The sequence below is a fragment of the Variovorax sp. RA8 genome (assembly GCF_901827175.1).
Taxonomy (GTDB): domain Bacteria; phylum Pseudomonadota; class Gammaproteobacteria; order Burkholderiales; family Burkholderiaceae_C; genus Variovorax.
The window spans coordinates 5,452,890-5,467,454 of record NZ_LR594662.1; the positions used below are offsets into that span (position 1 = coordinate 5,452,890).

Consider the following 14,565-nt stretch of genomic DNA (forward strand, 5'->3'; position numbering starts at 1 on the left):
TTTTCTTCACTTGAGTGACTGCATGTAGTCGATGAGCGCGGTGCGCTTCTTCGGGTCGTCCTGGAAATAGGCCATCGTGCTGCCCGGCGCGACGGCCTGGGTGTCGGCGAGCCATTTGTCGAGCAGCGCGCGGTCCCAGGTCTTGCCCTTCATCGCGTCGAGGTACTGCTTCGAGTAGGTGAAGCCGGGGCTGGCCGCGGCGGGCTTGCCGAGCAGGCCATAGAGATTGGGGCCGACGCCGTTCGGCTCGCCCTTGCCGAAGCTGTGGCATTGCGTGCACGCCGACTGCGCGAGGCGCTGGCCGGGGGACTGCGCTTGCGCGAGGCTGGCGGCCAGCGCGAGGACGGCAGCGAGCGGGAACAGGAGCGAACGCTTCATGCGGCGCTCCTGCCCTCGGCATGGGCCGCGTTCGCCGCGCGGTAGGCGAAGGCGATGATCGGGCCCAGCGTCGCGCCGCCGGCCCAGTAGGCGCGGCCCGAGGCCGAGGCCACGCAATTGCCGACGCCGTAGAGGCCGGGGATCGGCTGCTCGCGGGCGTCGAGCACGCGGCCGTTCGTGTCGGTCTTGGGGCCGCCCTTGGTGTCCAGCGTGCCGGCCACGACGAGTGCCGCGTAGTACGGGCCGGCATCGGCCAGCGGCCACATCGTGGGGTTGCTGCGGTCAGGCTCGGACTTCACGTCGCCGTTGAACAGTTGCTCCACGATGCGCTCGCCGCGGTGAAAGTCCAGGTCCTTGCCGGTCTTGGCGAACTGGTTGAAGCGCGCGATGGCCGCCTGCAGGTTGGGCAGGAACTCGGGCGCGAGCCGCGCGCCACCGATGGCGCTCGCGTACCTGGCGAAGCGCTCGTCGATGCCGCGCGCCAGCTCGGCCAGCGTCGCGCCCTTGATCACGTGGCGGTCGTCGGTGCCGGGCGGCACGATCAGCCGGCCGTACTCCGCGCTGGCCGAGTGCTGCTGCGCGCGCTGGTCCCATATTGCGATGCGCACGAGATTGGGGTACTCGGCCTTGGCGCCGTCCCACTCGAAGAAGGTCTGCGCCAACTCGTTGTACTGCAGCTTCTCGTTGACGTTGCGCTGGCCGTACTTGTTGACGAAGAGCATGGAATCGCCCGCCACCGAGAACATGCCGGAGATGGAGCCGTCCTTCGCGATGGCCTTCTCCAGCGGGATCGGACAGGTCCAGGCGTAGTTCATGTTGCGCAGCTGCGCGCCCAATGCGCCGGCGATCGGCACGAAGTCGCCTTCGTTGCTGGGCGCCGCGCAGCCGCCGAAGATGGGGCCATTGAGGAAGTTCCTGCGCAGCTCCACGTTGTGGGTGAAGCCACCGGTGGCAAAGATCACGGCCTTGCGCGCACGCAGGCGCACGGTGGCGTCGAGCTCGTCCTTGGCCTCGACGCCGATCACGCGGCCGCTCTTGTCCTGCAGGATCTTCGTGACGCGCATGCCGGTGCGGATCGGGATGCCGTCCTGCCTGGCCTTGGTCGACAAGGTGCGCACCGCCACCAGGCCGCCGTCGGACATGCTGGGGATCGCGTCCTTGGGCACCAGCACGCGTCCCTTGGGCGCCTTGTTCTCGGGCAGCTCGGCGAAGTAGTCGGGCACGTCGGCCACGTGGCGATACGGCAGCGCGCCCCTGGACGCCAGCAGCTCGGCCGCGGGCGAGGCGCTGTCGTAGAAGGCGGAGCACATGTCGTACTCCCACTGCGTGAAGCCGTACCGCGGATGGTTCGGGTCGTAGCCCTGCGGGTTGGACAGGCGCGCCACGTACTTCAGGAAGTCGGGCTTGGGGTCGGCGATGCCGGCCTTCTTCATGGCCTCGTTGTTCGGCACCCAGTACCAGAAGGCGGCCTTGGCGGTGGTGCCGCCGATGCTGCCGGCTTTCTCCAGGATCACCGCGCTGTTGCCTTGCCAGCGCGCGAACAGCGCCGAGGCCAGGCCGCCCGCGCCGCTGCCGGCGACCACGATGTCGTAGGTGGCGTCGAATGCGGGGGCCGTCGCTGCGTCGGCCTCTTGCGATGCGAGCCCCAGGGTCGCTGCCGCGACGGCGGCCGAGCCTGCGCCCGCTTGCTGCATGAATCGCCGGCGCGAGTTGGCCCCGGCATCGGACCGGATACGGTCTGCCATTTGTTGTCTCCTCAAGAAGAAGGAAGCGAAGCTCAGAAGGACGCGCCCGCAAGTGCGGCGCGTTATCGCCTGTTAAAAGCTCACCGGGATCTCGGGGCTCTCGCCCTTCTGGATCTCGTAGACGAGGCTCGGCGAGCCGTTCTCCCACACCAGCAGCATCGAGCGCTTGGGGCTGAAGCCCTGGTGGCGGCAGTAGGCAGGCATGGCGGCCATGTCGCCGGCCTTCATGATCACGCGGGCCATGGGGCGGCCGGTGTTCTTGTCGCCGCAGTCCCAGTGGATCTCGTCGGTCATCTGGAAGAACCATTCGACGCGGTCGTTGCCGTGGATGATCGGCAGGATGTGCTCCTCGGTGGTCGGGCACATGAAGCTGTGCTTGACGACCGAGGTGAAGCTCGGGTTCCATGTGACCTGCGAGCGGCTCAGGAAGCCGAACAGGTTGAAGGCATGGACTTCATTCTCGAAGCCGGGCTCGGGATGCAGCTCGGGCTGGCCCTGCGGCACATCGGCGAAGGCACGGTTCACCGGCGCGCCGGTGTCGTCGCTGCGCAGCCGGAGGTCGTCCTTCAGGCCCACGCAGCGCTTGGCGAGTTCGCGGGCGCGGGTGATCTTGGCAGTGTTGTTGCCCTTCTTGCGGCCGTAGGGCGAGCCGGTTTCCTGCGGTGCCGAGAACGGGTCGAAGCTCTCATTGGTCCAGTCGTCGAGCATGGCCTCGAAGGTGGCGCGGATCTGGGCAGTGGGGAAGTTCTCCAGCAGGTCGATGCCGGCTTCCTTCATGGTGCCGTTGTAGCTGCCGGCGTAAAGGTCGACCGATTGGTAGTGGTTGACGGTGCCGACCACGTCGTCGAAGTTGACCCAGCCGTAGAAGAAGCCCCAGGCGACGTCGCGCATCAGGGCGCGCAGGTAGTTGCCGACGTCCATGGTGTGGCTCATCGGACGGCCGTCCTTGGTCTTCCAGGTGATGTGGGCGAAGTACTCGTCGCGGCGGAAGCCGAAGCTGCCTAGCGTGAATTGCTTGTAGCCGAGCGAGGCATCGGGCTGGGACGCGATGACGTTGGCGAGCTCTGCGGGTGCGTTCATGGTTGGACTCCTCGGGGTTCGGTTCAGTGGGTCTGGCAGATGTCGGCCCACTTCTCGATGGAGAGATCGCCCTTGCAGGTCTGCAGCACGATCACGCCGGGCTCGCCGACGCTGCGGAACTGGTAGGCGGTGTTCTTCGGCAGCAGGCCCTGGTGGCCGCGCGTGAGCTTCATCCAGCCCATCTTCTTTCCCTTGGGTTCGCCCTTGACGAACACCGCGCCGTTCTTCTCTTCATCGCCGACGGCCTGGGCGGCGTCCAGCTTGACCAGGTGCACTTCGACCTCGCCGTCCATGACGAGCGCAAACTCGTCGTGCGCGCAGGTGTACCAGGGCGAGCTGCCTTCGGCGCGCAGCGTCTCCAGCACGTAGATCTGGTTCTGGCCGAACACGACCTTCTCATAGGGCTTGCTCTTGCTCGCGATGTCGAAGCAGTTGGACATCGCGTAGTGCTTGACGTCGTCGTCGATGGGCTCGACGTGACCCTTCTCGTAGCTCTTGAGCGAGCCGAAGCGGGTCTGGTAGGCGGTGGCGGTCATGGGCTTGTCTCCTTCGGTCATCGGGCAGCGCCGTGCTGCGATGGATGAACTGTAGGAAGCCGGGTGCATCTGCGGTAGGCCTTGGATGCGGGCCGCATTGTTCGGTGGATGCGGTCAATCGGCAGGGTTTTCCCTGGATTGGCCACGCGAAACGAACGAGGCTAGGCGTCGGTAATCAGGTCGGCGGGAAGCAGTCCCTGCTCGACCATGGCCGCGTCCCAGGGCGCCACCCGCGTGAACGCCGCCGTGATGTGCTCGATGAAGAGCTTGAGCTTGAAGGCGTTGCGCGAAGTCTCCGCGTAGACCGCGCTGAGCGAGAACGAGGACAGCTGGTGCTCAGGCAGCACCACCTGCAGTTGCCCCTGCAGGATCGGATCGCCCGCCACCAGCGTCGGCAGGCACACGATGCCGGCGTGCTCCAGCGCATATTCGCGCAGCAGGTGCACGCTGTTCGTCAGCAGGGCCGCAGTCATGTAGATCGTCACCTGCTCGCCTGCGTGATGGAAGGTCCACCGGTCGCGGCTCGGATAGCCCGAGTAGAGGCCGAGCCGATGCTTGTGCAGGTCGCGCGGCGTCTGCGGCACGCCGTTGGCGCGCAGGTACTCGGGCGTGGCGCAGAACACGCGGCGCACGGGGAACAGCGGGCGCGAGATCAGCTCGGTGGAAGCGGCCGGAAAGATCTGCAACGCGCAGTCCACGCCTGCCTTGACCGGATCGACCACCGCGTCGCTCACGATCAACTCGAGGTGGATGTCGGGGTAGCTGGCCTGGAAGGCGCGCAGCACCGAGGCCAGGTGGCCCAGCACGAAGCCGGTGAGCGCATGGATCCGCAGGACGCCGGTCGGTCCCGCACGTGCGCCGCGCATCTGGTCCATGACGTCGTGGGCCCGGCCCACGAGCTCGGTGCAGTCGCGCAGGAAGGCCTGCCCGACATCGCTGAGCCGCACCACGCGCGTGCTGCGGTGGAACAGCGGCGCGCCCACGTGCTCTTCGAGTTGCTTCACCCGCGCGGTGACTACCGACTTGGCTACGCGCATCTGCCGGGCGGCCTCGGCGAAGCTCTGCGTCTGCGCAACCCGGACGAATGTCTCTATGTTTTCAAGTCGGTCCATGGCCCGCAATGTAGCGGCCGCACGCGGCGTGCGGCCTTGGGGGCGGTGCTAACCTCGGCCCATGTTCAATCCCACCCAAGAGGAAGTGCGTCGCTTCTTCTGCGATGTCTACGCGAAGAGCCGGCAGGGCCTGCCGATGGAGGCACTGGAGATCATCGCCAGCCGCTGGATCGACGAGCACCCCGAGTACCACGCCGAACTGGTCGACGCCGAGGCTGCGGTGGCGCGCGTCTACGACGGCGCCGACGGACGCGAGAACCCCTTCCTGCATCTCTCGATGCACCTGTCGATCAGCGAGCAGTGCTCCATCGACCAGCCGCGCGGCATCCGCCAGGCGGTCGAGCTGTTGGCCGCGCGGCGCGACTCGCTGCTCGACGCGCACCACGAGGCGATGGAGTGCCTCGGTCAGATGATGTGGGAGAGCCAGCGCGCCGGCCGTCCACCCGACGGCGAGGCCTACGTGGCCTGCGTTCAGCGGCGCGCCACGCGCGTCTGAGCCGCGCCGCTGTCGCGCAGCAGCGGGATCAGCGCCTCGCGCGCGGCCGAGGGCTCGGCGTCGGTGCGCAGCAGAAGGCCTACCGGCTCCTCGGTGCCCGCAGTGTCGACCGCCAGGCGCACCAGCTGGCCACTGGCGAGGTCGTCGCGGGCAGCGCCGATGGGCGTGAACCACACGGCGTCCGAACGCAGCAGCAGCGCCCGAGCGACCGAGAGATCCAGCGTCTGCGTCCCATGCGCAGGCAGGCGCAGGCCCAGGCCCGACAGGAAACTCTCGGTATGGTGGCGCGGGATCGTGCCCTCGCCGTAGATCACCAGCGGATAGCGCAGCACGTCCTGCACCGAAGGCGCGGCCTCGGACAAGGGATGGCCCGCGCGCACGACCAGGGCGAGGGGCTCGGTGTAGAGCAGCTCGAAGGTGAGGCCGGCCATCAGCTGCGGGTCGCTCATGCGGCCGGCCACGAGGTCCAGCTCGCCGGCGCGCAGCGCATCGAGCAAGGGCCCGTTGGCGCCGGTCTGCACCTGCACTTGCACCAGGGGCAGTCGCTCGCGCAGCGCGGCCAGCGCCGCCGGCAGGAGGGAGGGCGCCACGCTGGGCAGCGCGCCGATGCGCAGGCGCTGCAGGCGCTCGCCCGAAGCCGGCATCAGGGCCTCGGCGCTGGCCTCGAGCGCCTCGAGCACGCGCAGCGCGTGCGCGAGCAACTGCTCGCCCGCGACGGTGAAGCCCTGGATCCCGCGCCGCCCCGCGCTGCCGCGCTCCACCAGCCGGGCGCCGGCCAGGGCTTCGAGCTCGGCCAGGGTCTTGGACACCGCCGGCTGGCTCAGCGCCAGCCGCTCGGCCGCGCGCGCCAGATGGCGCTCCTGCGCCACTGCCACCAGGCAGCGCAGGTGCCGCAGCTGCACATTGCGCAGGAAGATGTCTGGCGTGGCGACCATTCAATTACCTTTGCTTATGAAAAATCGCAAGAACGTCAATTTACATCAGCAACGCGCATGAATAGAGTGGATGCCATTCCCACGAACTCCGGAGACAAGTTCATGAGCTCTTCCGCTCCCCCTACCGGCGCGCTGCCCACCCTGACGCCGCGCGACTGGGCCAGCCATCCCTCCTACGTCTATTCCGGCTACAAGTCGACCGCCAAGCGCGGGCCGCAGCAGCCGCTGATCCCGCTGAAGGCCTCGCTGGGCGAGCTGCACCAGCCGGTGTACGGCCATAGCAGCATCCGCGAGTTCGACAACGACCTCACCCGCAACGCGCGCAGGAACGGCGAGCCGCTGGGCGAGCGCATGATCCTCACCGGCCAGGTGCTCGACGAGCGCCGCCGCCCGGTGCGCAACACGCTGGTGGAGCTGTGGCAGGCCAACGCCTGCGGCCGCTACGTGCACAAGGTGGACCAGCACGATGCGCCGCTGGACCCGAACTTCCTCGGTGCCGGCCGCTGCCTGACCGACAACGAGGGCCGCTACCGCTTCCTCACCATCAAGCCGGGCGCCTATCCGTGGGGCAACCATCCCAACGCCTGGCGGCCGCAGCACATCCACCTGTCGCTGTTCGGTGAGCACTTCGCCAGCCGGCTGGTGACGCAGATGTACTTCCCGGGCGACCCGCTGCTGCAGTACGACCCGATGATCACTGGCACGCCGGAGAAGGTGCGCAACCGGCTGATCGCCGATTTCAGCCTCGACGTCACCGAAGAGGGCTATGCGCTCGGCTACGTGTTCGACATGGTGCTGCGCGGCGCCGACGAGACGCCTTTCGAAAACCGCTGAAGCCCAGGAGACACGCATCATGATGAGCGCACTCGAAACCAACTTCGGCCAGACCCCTTCGCAGACGGTCGGCCCCTACTTCGCGTACGGCCTCGCGGCCACCCAGTACGGCTACGACTTCGACCAGCCCTTCGACGCCGTGCTCGCACTCGACAACGCGCGCGGCGAGCGCATCCGCGTCGAGGGCCGGGTGATCGACGGCGACGGCAAGCCGATCGACGACGCGCTGGTGGAGATCAGCCAGCCCGACGGCACCGGTGCCTATCCGCAGTCGGTGGAGGACGCGCAGGCCATCGGCTTCCGCGCCTTCGGCCGCGTGGGCACCGGCACCGATGCGCAGAAGCGCTTCGTGTTCCATACCGTCAAGCCCGGCGCCGAATCGCCCGGCGAAGCGCCGCATGTCAACGTGATCGTGCTGATGCGCGGCATGCTGCTGCACGCGTTCACGCGCATCTACTTCAGCGACGAGGCAAAGGCGAACGCCGAGGACAAGGTGCTGGCCAGCGTGCCGGCGCAGCGGCGGCAGACGCTGGTGGCGCAGCGCAGCGAGACGGGTGGACAGGTCACGTACCGCCTCGACATCCACATGCAGGGGCCGAACGAGACGGTGTTCTTCGACGTATAGACAAGAAAAAAACCAAAGCCCGCGTTCAGCGGGCTTTGCTTCTTGTGGGGGGCGCTTCTTATTTCGCGTGGTGGATGCGCGATTCCGGCACCGTCTTGAGCTCGCCGGGCAGCGAACTGATGTAGCTCGCCAGTTCCTTCAGCTCTGCGTTGCTGAACTTCTTGGCCTGCTGGCTCATCACGCCGTTGGAGCGGCCGATCTGCAGGTTCTTCTCGGTCTTGTAGGACTTGAGGGCGACGTACAGATAGTCGGCATGCTGGCCGGCCAGCTTGGCGACGGTGCCGTCGTTCGGCGTGTTGAAGTTGGCACCATGGCACTTGGTGCAGGCGTTGTCCTTGTCGCGCGAGATGAGGGCCTGCACGCGCTCGCTGGGCTGCGAGGCAGCCGCGGCCGGCGGTGCATCGCCTTCCTGCACGCCGAGTTGGCTGTAGTAGGCCGCGAGATCGGCGATGTCCTGCTCGCTCAGCGAGTCGGCAATGGCGCGCATGGTGGGGTGCTTGCGGTCGCCGCCCTTGTAGGCCGTGAGGGCCGAGACGATGTAGGTGGCGCTCTGGCCCGCGATCATCGGAACCTTGTGAACTTCAGGAAAGCTGGCTTGGTAGCCAATGATGCCGTGGCAGCCGACGCACATCGCCACCTTCTTCGAGCCGTTTTCGGCATTGCCCGTGATCTTCTGGGCTTGGGCGGAGACCGTCACGCAAGCGACAGCGAGGGCAAATACCGTGGACAACAACTTGTTCATTTTGCGCGCACAATCTCGTGGAGAACTGGTTTTCAAGTCAACATTTGATTATATGCGGGGGCTCGCGGCAGTCCCGTGCGTGAGGCACTCGGGCGTTGCGCGACGCAGATGAATGGAATGTTGGGTCCTTCATCCACCCCCTCTCTGCTCTACGCCATCCATGAAATTCAAGGGCTCCGACAACTACGTCGCCACACAGGATCTGATGCTCGCGGTCAACGCGTCCATCGCGCTCAAGCGCCCGCTGCTCGTCAAGGGCGAGCCCGGCACCGGCAAGACGATGCTCGCGGAAGAGGTGGCCGGCTCGCTCGGGCTGCCGCTGCTGCAGTGGCACATCAAGTCGACCACCAAGGCTCAGCAGGGCCTCTACGAGTACGACGCGGTGAGCCGCCTGCGCGACTCGCAGCTGGGCGACGAGCGCGTGAAGGACATCCACAACTACATCGTCAAGGGCGTGCTGTGGCAGGCCTTCACCGCCGATGAGCCGGTGGCGCTGCTGATCGACGAGATCGACAAGGCAGACATCGAATTCCCGAACGACCTGCTGCGCGAGCTCGACCGCATGGAGTTCTACTGCTACGAGACGCGCGAGCTGGTCCAAGCGAGGCACCGGCCGGTCGTCTTCATCACCTCCAACAACGAGAAGGAGCTGCCCGACGCCTTCCTGCGCCGCTGTTTCTTCCACTACATCAAGTTCCCCGATGCCGAGACCATGAAGAGCATCGTGGCGGTGCACTTCCCAGGCCTCAAGCAGGAGCTGCTGGCCTCGGCGATGAAGACCTTCTACGACGTGCGCAACCTGCCCGGCCTGAAGAAGAAGCCTTCCACCTCCGAACTGCTGGACTGGCTCAAGCTGCTGGTGGCCGAGGACATCCCGCTCGAGGCGCTGCAGAGCAAGGACGACAAGGTCGCCGTGCCGCCGCTGGTGGGCGCGCTGCTCAAGAACGAGCAGGACGTGACTCTGTTCGAGAAGCTGGTGTTCATGCAACGCCACAATCGATGAGCGAAGCCCGGCCGTCCACCCGCCAGTTGCTGTTGCTGGGTCTCGTGCAGGCTGTGCTGTTCGTCGTGGGCGCGGTGCTAGGTCGCTGGCTCGGCCTGGCCCTCGGGCTCGATGCCTTCGGTCCCGGCGGCTACAGCAACAACGCGATCTTCGGCATCCTGCTGATCGGCCTGGGCGGCGGCGCCGGCGCGCAGCTTGCGCGGGCATGGTTCACGAGAAGGTACGGTTCACCGAGGAGTTAGCGAAGATGGCATTCGTCGAGCCGGTCACCCTGAGGTCGCGGGGCGTCGCGCTGGTGCCGCTGGCGCTGGCGCACGAAGAGGGCCTGCGCGCCGCGGCCGCCGACGGCGAGCTTTGGAAGATCCGGGTCACCTCGGTGCCGGAACCGCAGGGCACGCGCGGCTACATCGAGGCAGCGCTCGCAGCCCGCGAGGCGGGCCACCGCTTCGCCTTCGCCGTGACCGACGAGGCGAGTGGCGCGGTGCTCGGGTCGACCAGCTTTCACGACATCCTGCCCGCGGTGAAGCGGGTCGAGATCGGCTACACCTGGTACGCCCGGCGCTGCCAGCGCACGCACGTCAACACCACCTGCAAGCTGCTGATGATGACGCACGCCTTCGAGACGCTGGGCTGCCACGTGGTGGGCTGGCGCACCGACAACTTCAACCACGCCTCGCAGCGCGCCATCGAGCGCCTGGGCGCACGCAAGGACGGCGTGATCCGCGGCCACGCGCTGCGCCGCGACGGCACCATCCGCGATACCGTGATGTACAGCCTGCGCTCGGGCGAGTGGCCCGAAGTGCGGGCCCAGCTGCTGTACCTGCTGGACAAGCCGCGTCCCGAAAACCGGAGTGATTCGCCATGCTGATCGACTTCTTCTACACCCTGCGCTCGGCCAAGCTGCCGGTGTCCGTCAAGGAATACCTGAGCCTGCTGGAGGCGTTGCAGGCCGACGTGGTCGGCCCGAACTCGGAGGACGCCTTCGGGCTCGACGACTTCTACTACCTCTCGCGCACCGCTCTGGTGAAGGACGAGAAGCACTACGACAAGTTCGACCGCGCCTTCGCCGCCTACTTCAAGGGCGTGGAGCTGGTGACGGACTTCACCAAGGAAGTGCCGCTCGACTGGCTGCGAAAGACGCTGGAGCGCGAGTTCACGGCCGAGGAGAAGGCAAAGATCGAGAAGATGGGCTGGGACGAGCTCATGGAGACGCTCAAGAAGCGTTTCGAGGAGCAGAAGGAGCGCCACGAAGGTGGCAGCAAGTGGATCGGCACCGGCGGCACCTCGCCCTTCGGCCACGGCGGCTACAACCCGCAGGGCATCCGCATCGGCGGCGCAGGCAAGAACAAGAGCGCGGTCAAGGTGTGGGACCAGCGCGCCTACAAGGACTACGACGACAGCCAGGAGCTGGGCACGCGCAACATCAAGATCGCGCTGCGGCGGCTGCGCAAGTTCGCGCGCGAGGGCCACGAGGACGAGCTGGACCTGGACGAGACGATCCACAAGACGGCGGCCAACGCCGGCTACCTCGACATCAAGATGCGGCCCGAGCGCCACAACAACGTGAAGGTGCTGCTGCTGATGGACGTGGGGGGCACGATGGACGAGCACATCCAGCGCGTCGAGGAGCTGTTCTCCGCCGTCAAGACCGAGTTCAAGCACCTGGAGTTCTATTACTTCCACAACTGCGTCTACGACTTTATGTGGAAGAACAACCGGCGGCGCTTCTCCGAGAAGTTCGCCACCTGGGACATCATTCGGAAGTACAACAAGGACTACAAGCTGATCTTCGTCGGCGACGCGACCATGAGTCCCTACGAGATCCTGCAGCCGGGGGGCAGCGTTGAATACAACAACGAGGAGGCCGGCGCCGAGTGGATCCAGCGGCTGACCCACACCTTTCCGAAGTTCGCCTGGATCAACCCCGAGCCGCAGGGGGTCTGGCAGTACCGCCAAAGTATCGCGGTCATGCAACAACTCGTATCCCACCGCATGTATCCGCTCACCCTCAAGGGCCTCGAAGAAGCCATGCGGCTGCTTTCAAAGTAGGCGCCCTACGACGTCAGGCATAGCTTCTCGGGACGTTACGTCCGGAAAGAATGCGAAAAAAGTTGTCACAGCGCCGAGACCTAGGGTTACATTTAACACCTAAGGATTCAAATAAGGCGCCTTGTTGACACGGCGCCTTGCTGGAGGTGTTGCGCCATGTCTGCCGTACTTTCGCTGCCGCTCGAGTCGCCGGTTCTTGAGCAACCGCTGCCGCCGGAGGTGCCGGAAAAGCTGTTCCCGCCCAGCGACTACGTGAGCATCCGCGGCGTGCGCCTGCCGCGAACCGAACTCGTCGACCGCTCCCTTTTCTCGGCGGCACAGCGGGATCGGCTGCGCAACGCGCTGATGGCCGCCTCGCCCTTCCCGCACCTGGTGCTGGAGAATCTGTTCAATCCGGCGCTGCTGGAACTGGTGGCCGAGGAATTCGACGCCCAGCCCGGCACCTCATGGACCGAGGTCAAGAGCCGCTACGAGTCGACCCGCCGTTCGGTGCTCGGTCCGTCGCTGGGCCCGGCGACACAGCTCTACTTCGACATCATCCATGCCGGCTGGTTCATCGACTGGCTTTCCTCGCTGACTGGCGTGCCCTACCTGCTGGCCGACCCCAAGCTGTTCGGCGGCGGGCTGCACGAGAGCCGTACCGGCGCGACCTTTGCCGTGCACCGCGACTTCAATCGCCACCGCCACCTGGGGCTGAAGAACGAGATGGTCTTCATCACTTATCTCAACAAGGGATGGAGCCCGGACTGGGGCTCCGGCCTGGAGCTCTGGGACAAGAAGCACGACCGCTGCGTCACCACCGTGCAGCCCGAATTCGGCCGCACCATCCTGCTGCCGCATGGCCCGATCAGCTACCACGGCCATACCAAGCCGCTGCAGGCGCCGGACGGCCGCCCGCGCCGCTCGGTCGCCGCCTATTACTACAGCAGCCCGCTGGCCGGCAAGCAGCACGGCGACGAATCGGCCTCGGTCTTCATGAAGACGCATCGCGTGGACCGGGTCAAGGCGGTCGCGCGCATGATCACGCCGCCGGTGGTCTGGCTGCTGGCACGGAAGGTCACCGGCCGCGCCTGAGCGGCAGGCCGCGGCTCCCGCCTACGGGGCCCGTGCCGGGCATGCTGTCAGAATGGCCGCATGCTCAGGGTGTTTCGGTCACTCGCGCCGGCGTGGATGCCGGCGTTTTTTTGTGCAGGCCTCCTTCTGCTGCTGCAGGGCTGCAGCCTGCTGCCGAAGAGCGAGCCGGCCGGGGCCGAGACGGGCGCCCGGCCCGTGGGCGGCGACAAGCCGGCCGGCACGCGCGAGGCCTTCAGCGTCGCGGTGCAGGCGCCCGACACGGTGCGCGAGTACCTCGAGCGCCACCTGGAAATCCAGCGCTATCGCCAGATCGACGACCTTGGCGCCACCGAGCTGTCGCGCCTCATGGTGGCCGCCGAAGGCAATGCGCGCGAGCTGCTCGCGACCCTGGGCTATTTCGCGCCCGCGCTCACGCTGGAGCTCAAGGAGACGCCCGCAGCCAAGGCACCGCGCGAGGTGCGCATCACGGTCGATCCCGGCGAGCCCACGCGGGTGCGCCAGGTGCAGATCGACTTCAGTGGAGCAATTGCGGCCGATGCCACCGCCGCGGGCCAGCGCGAGGCGATCCGCAACGACTGGCCGCTGCGCGCGGGGCAGACCTTCACCCAGCTCGGCTGGGACAACGCCAAGTCGGCCGCGCTGCGCAGCCTGACGGCCAAGCGCTTCCCGACCGGCAGCGTGGCGCTGAGCCGCGCGGAGATCGACGCCGATCGCGGCGAGGCCAGTCTGCGCGTCGACTACCAATCGGGCCCGGCCTACCGCTTCGGCCCGATGGAGGTGCGCGGCAGCGAGCGCTACGACGCCGACGCTGCGCGCCGCATCGCCCGCGTGCCCACCGGCAGCGACTATGACCAGCAGAAACTGCTCGATGCGCAGCAGCGCCTGGCCAGCAGCGGTTACTACGATTCGGTCTTCCTGACGCTCGACACCGACGGCAGCAACCCGCTCTGGGCGCCGGTGATCGCCCAGGTGCGCGAGGCGCCACTGCAGAAGGTGGTGCTGGGGGTCGGCTTCACCACCGACAGCGGGCCACGGCTGTCGCTGGACCACATTCACAACCGCATGCCCTTGCTGGGCTGGCGCGCTGTCTCCAAGCTGTCGGTCGACCGCGAAACCAAGTCGCTGGGCACCGAGTGGAACGCCGTGCCCGACGACAAGGGCTGGCGCCGGTTCGGTGCAGGCCAACTCAAGAGCGAGACCTCCGGCAGCTACAAGGTCGACAGCGGGCGGCTGCGCGGCGGCCTGGCCAAGTCGAGCGACCACATCGACTACAACTACTTCCTGCAGTACGACTATGCGACGAACCGCGGGATCAACGCCCCGCCGTCGGCCTCGGCGCTGTCCGTGAATTGGGGCTGGACGGGGCGCTATTTCGACGACCCCGGCGTGCCGACGCGCGGCCACGGACTGGCGCTGGAACTCGGCGCCGGCTACACGCTGACAGGCGAACACCTGCCCTTCACGCGCATCTACGGCCGCTGGCTCGGCATCGTGCCGCTCGACTGGGGCTCCACGGGCGACAGTGCCAGTGCGGCGCGCAGCAGCCGACTCCAATTGCGTGCGGAGGCAGGCGCCTTGACCGCCAAGCAGAGCGCGCAAATCCCCGCCACCCTGATGTTTCTGACCGGCGGCGACACCACGGTGCGCGGCTACGGCTATCGCCAGATCGGCACCGAGCGCGCCGACGGCCAGATCATCGCCGGGCGCTACATGACCGTGGCCAGCGTCGAGTGGCAGCGGCCCTTCGTCTACCGCGGCAAGCTGACCGAGTGGGAGAGCGCGGTCTTCATCGATGCCGGCGCGGTTGCCGACCGGCCCGGCGACCTCAAGACCAAGGTAGGCATCGGCGTGGGCGCGCGCTGGCGCAGCCCGGTGGGACCGGTGCAGGCCGATCTGGCCTATGGCGTCGACACGAAGAAGTTCAGGCTGCACCTGCGGCTGGGCTTCACGTTCTGA

The 14,565-nt window shown here is 67.0% G+C and carries 16 protein-coding genes; 9 read left to right on the forward strand and 7 right to left on the reverse strand.

Annotation, left to right across the window (positions count from 1 at the left end):
- Positions 1-6: 6 nt before the first annotated feature.
- The 5 genes from E5P3_RS25995 to E5P3_RS26015 form a co-directional block, all read right to left on the reverse strand.
- Positions 7-378, reverse strand: coding sequence for a c-type cytochrome (locus E5P3_RS25995; protein ID WP_162588597.1), 372 nt, complete (start codon positions 376-378; stop codon positions 7-9).
- A complete protein-coding gene (locus tag E5P3_RS26000; RefSeq protein ID WP_162588598.1) occupies positions 375-2,123 on the reverse strand; it encodes an FAD-dependent oxidoreductase in 1,749 nt (582 codons plus the stop codon). Before E5P3_RS26000 ends, E5P3_RS25995 begins: the two co-directional genes overlap by 4 nt.
- Positions 2,124-2,195: 72 nt before the next feature.
- Entirely contained in the window at positions 2,196-3,203 is a 1,008-nt protein-coding gene (locus E5P3_RS26005) for a hydroxyquinol 1,2-dioxygenase (protein ID WP_162588599.1), read from the reverse strand.
- A 23-nt stretch (positions 3,204-3,226) separates the two neighbouring features.
- Positions 3,227-3,739 (reverse strand): hydroxyquinol 1,2-dioxygenase, encoded by a 513-nt coding sequence (locus tag E5P3_RS26010; RefSeq protein WP_162588600.1) that lies wholly within the window; start codon positions 3,737-3,739, stop codon positions 3,227-3,229.
- A gap of 161 nt (positions 3,740-3,900) precedes the next feature.
- Positions 3,901-4,851 carry a LysR family transcriptional regulator gene (locus E5P3_RS26015; RefSeq protein ID WP_162588601.1) on the reverse strand — a complete coding sequence of 317 codons (951 nt, stop codon included), beginning with the start codon at positions 4,849-4,851 and terminating at the stop codon, positions 3,901-3,903.
- A 61-nt stretch (positions 4,852-4,912) separates the two neighbouring features.
- On the opposite strand from E5P3_RS26015, the gene E5P3_RS26020 reads away from it, so the two are divergent.
- Complete coding sequence (locus E5P3_RS26020; protein ID WP_068677557.1) at positions 4,913-5,347, forward strand: DUF1841 family protein; 435 nt, start codon at positions 4,913-4,915, stop codon at positions 5,345-5,347.
- Here the strand turns inward: E5P3_RS26020 and E5P3_RS26025 are convergent.
- A complete protein-coding gene (locus tag E5P3_RS26025; protein ID WP_162588602.1) occupies positions 5,323-6,282 on the reverse strand; it encodes a LysR substrate-binding domain-containing protein in 960 nt (319 codons plus the stop codon). The two genes, E5P3_RS26020 and E5P3_RS26025, sit on opposite strands and share 25 nt — an antisense overlap.
- Positions 6,283-6,384: 102 nt before the next feature.
- Between E5P3_RS26025 and pcaH the strand changes: the two genes are divergently transcribed.
- Positions 6,385-7,116, forward strand: a complete 732-nt coding sequence (pcaH, locus tag E5P3_RS26030) for a protocatechuate 3,4-dioxygenase subunit beta (RefSeq protein ID WP_162588603.1) — start codon at positions 6,385-6,387, stop codon at positions 7,114-7,116.
- Between the two features lie 16 nt (positions 7,117-7,132).
- Positions 7,133-7,741 (forward strand): protocatechuate 3,4-dioxygenase subunit alpha, encoded by a 609-nt coding sequence (pcaG, locus tag E5P3_RS26035; protein ID WP_162589875.1) that lies wholly within the window; start codon positions 7,133-7,135, stop codon positions 7,739-7,741.
- Between the two features lie 58 nt (positions 7,742-7,799).
- Here the strand turns inward: pcaG and E5P3_RS26040 are convergent, their stop codons facing one another.
- A complete protein-coding gene (locus tag E5P3_RS26040) occupies positions 7,800-8,483 on the reverse strand; it encodes a c-type cytochrome (protein ID WP_162588604.1) in 684 nt (227 codons plus the stop codon).
- 160 nt (positions 8,484-8,643) lie between these two features.
- On the opposite strand from E5P3_RS26040, the gene E5P3_RS26045 reads away from it, so the two are divergent.
- The 6 genes from E5P3_RS26045 to E5P3_RS26070 all read left to right on the forward strand — a co-directional run bounded on the left by E5P3_RS26045 (position 8,644) and on the right by E5P3_RS26070 (position 14,565).
- On the forward strand, positions 8,644-9,486 hold the full coding sequence (locus E5P3_RS26045) for an AAA family ATPase (protein ID WP_162588605.1): 843 nt from the start codon (positions 8,644-8,646) through the stop codon (positions 9,484-9,486).
- Positions 9,483-9,728 carry a hypothetical protein gene (locus E5P3_RS26050; protein WP_162588606.1) on the forward strand — a complete coding sequence of 82 codons (246 nt, stop codon included), beginning with the start codon at positions 9,483-9,485 and terminating at the stop codon, positions 9,726-9,728. The genes E5P3_RS26045 and E5P3_RS26050 overlap by 4 nt, the downstream gene beginning before the upstream one ends.
- Positions 9,729-9,733: 5 nt before the next feature.
- Entirely contained in the window at positions 9,734-10,354 is a 621-nt protein-coding gene (locus E5P3_RS26055) for a GNAT family N-acetyltransferase (RefSeq protein ID WP_162588607.1), read from the forward strand.
- Complete coding sequence (locus E5P3_RS26060; RefSeq protein WP_162588608.1) at positions 10,348-11,535, forward strand: vWA domain-containing protein; 1,188 nt, start codon at positions 10,348-10,350, stop codon at positions 11,533-11,535. The genes E5P3_RS26055 and E5P3_RS26060 overlap by 7 nt, the downstream gene beginning before the upstream one ends.
- A gap of 156 nt (positions 11,536-11,691) precedes the next feature.
- Positions 11,692-12,609 (forward strand): 2OG-Fe(II) oxygenase, encoded by a 918-nt coding sequence (locus tag E5P3_RS26065; RefSeq protein WP_162588609.1) that lies wholly within the window; start codon positions 11,692-11,694, stop codon positions 12,607-12,609.
- Positions 12,610-12,669: 60 nt separating this feature from the next.
- Entirely contained in the window at positions 12,670-14,565 is a 1,896-nt protein-coding gene (locus E5P3_RS26070; RefSeq protein ID WP_162588610.1) for an autotransporter assembly complex protein TamA, read from the forward strand.

Excerpts from the sequence above, each read along its gene's own strand:
- E5P3_RS25995 (WP_162588597.1), bottom strand. The coding sequence starts at position 378 with ATGAAGCGTTCGCTCCTGTTCCCGCTCGCTGCCGTCCTCGCGCTGGCC.
- E5P3_RS26000 (WP_162588598.1), bottom strand. The coding sequence starts at position 2,123 with ATGGCAGACCGTATCCGGTCCGATGCCGGGGCCAACTCGCGCCGGCGA.
- E5P3_RS26005 (WP_162588599.1), bottom strand. The coding sequence starts at position 3,203 with ATGAACGCACCCGCAGAGCTCGCCAACGTCATCGCGTCCCAGCCCGAT.
- E5P3_RS26010 (WP_162588600.1), bottom strand. The coding sequence starts at position 3,739 with ATGACCGCCACCGCCTACCAGACCCGCTTCGGCTCGCTCAAGAGCTAC.
- E5P3_RS26015 (WP_162588601.1), bottom strand. The coding sequence starts at position 4,851 with ATGGACCGACTTGAAAACATAGAGACATTCGTCCGGGTTGCGCAGACG.
- E5P3_RS26020 (WP_068677557.1), top strand. The coding sequence starts at position 4,913 with ATGTTCAATCCCACCCAAGAGGAAGTGCGTCGCTTCTTCTGCGATGTC.
- E5P3_RS26025 (WP_162588602.1), bottom strand. The coding sequence starts at position 6,282 with ATGGTCGCCACGCCAGACATCTTCCTGCGCAATGTGCAGCTGCGGCAC.
- pcaH (WP_162588603.1), top strand. The coding sequence starts at position 6,385 with ATGAGCTCTTCCGCTCCCCCTACCGGCGCGCTGCCCACCCTGACGCCG.
- E5P3_RS26040 (WP_162588604.1), bottom strand. The coding sequence starts at position 8,483 with ATGAACAAGTTGTTGTCCACGGTATTTGCCCTCGCTGTCGCTTGCGTG.
- E5P3_RS26045 (WP_162588605.1), top strand. The coding sequence starts at position 8,644 with ATGAAATTCAAGGGCTCCGACAACTACGTCGCCACACAGGATCTGATG.
- E5P3_RS26050 (WP_162588606.1), top strand. The coding sequence starts at position 9,483 with ATGAGCGAAGCCCGGCCGTCCACCCGCCAGTTGCTGTTGCTGGGTCTC.
- E5P3_RS26055 (WP_162588607.1), top strand. The coding sequence starts at position 9,734 with ATGGCATTCGTCGAGCCGGTCACCCTGAGGTCGCGGGGCGTCGCGCTG.
- E5P3_RS26060 (WP_162588608.1), top strand. The coding sequence starts at position 10,348 with ATGCTGATCGACTTCTTCTACACCCTGCGCTCGGCCAAGCTGCCGGTG.
- E5P3_RS26065 (WP_162588609.1), top strand. The coding sequence starts at position 11,692 with ATGTCTGCCGTACTTTCGCTGCCGCTCGAGTCGCCGGTTCTTGAGCAA.
- E5P3_RS26070 (WP_162588610.1), top strand. The coding sequence starts at position 12,670 with ATGCTCAGGGTGTTTCGGTCACTCGCGCCGGCGTGGATGCCGGCGTTT.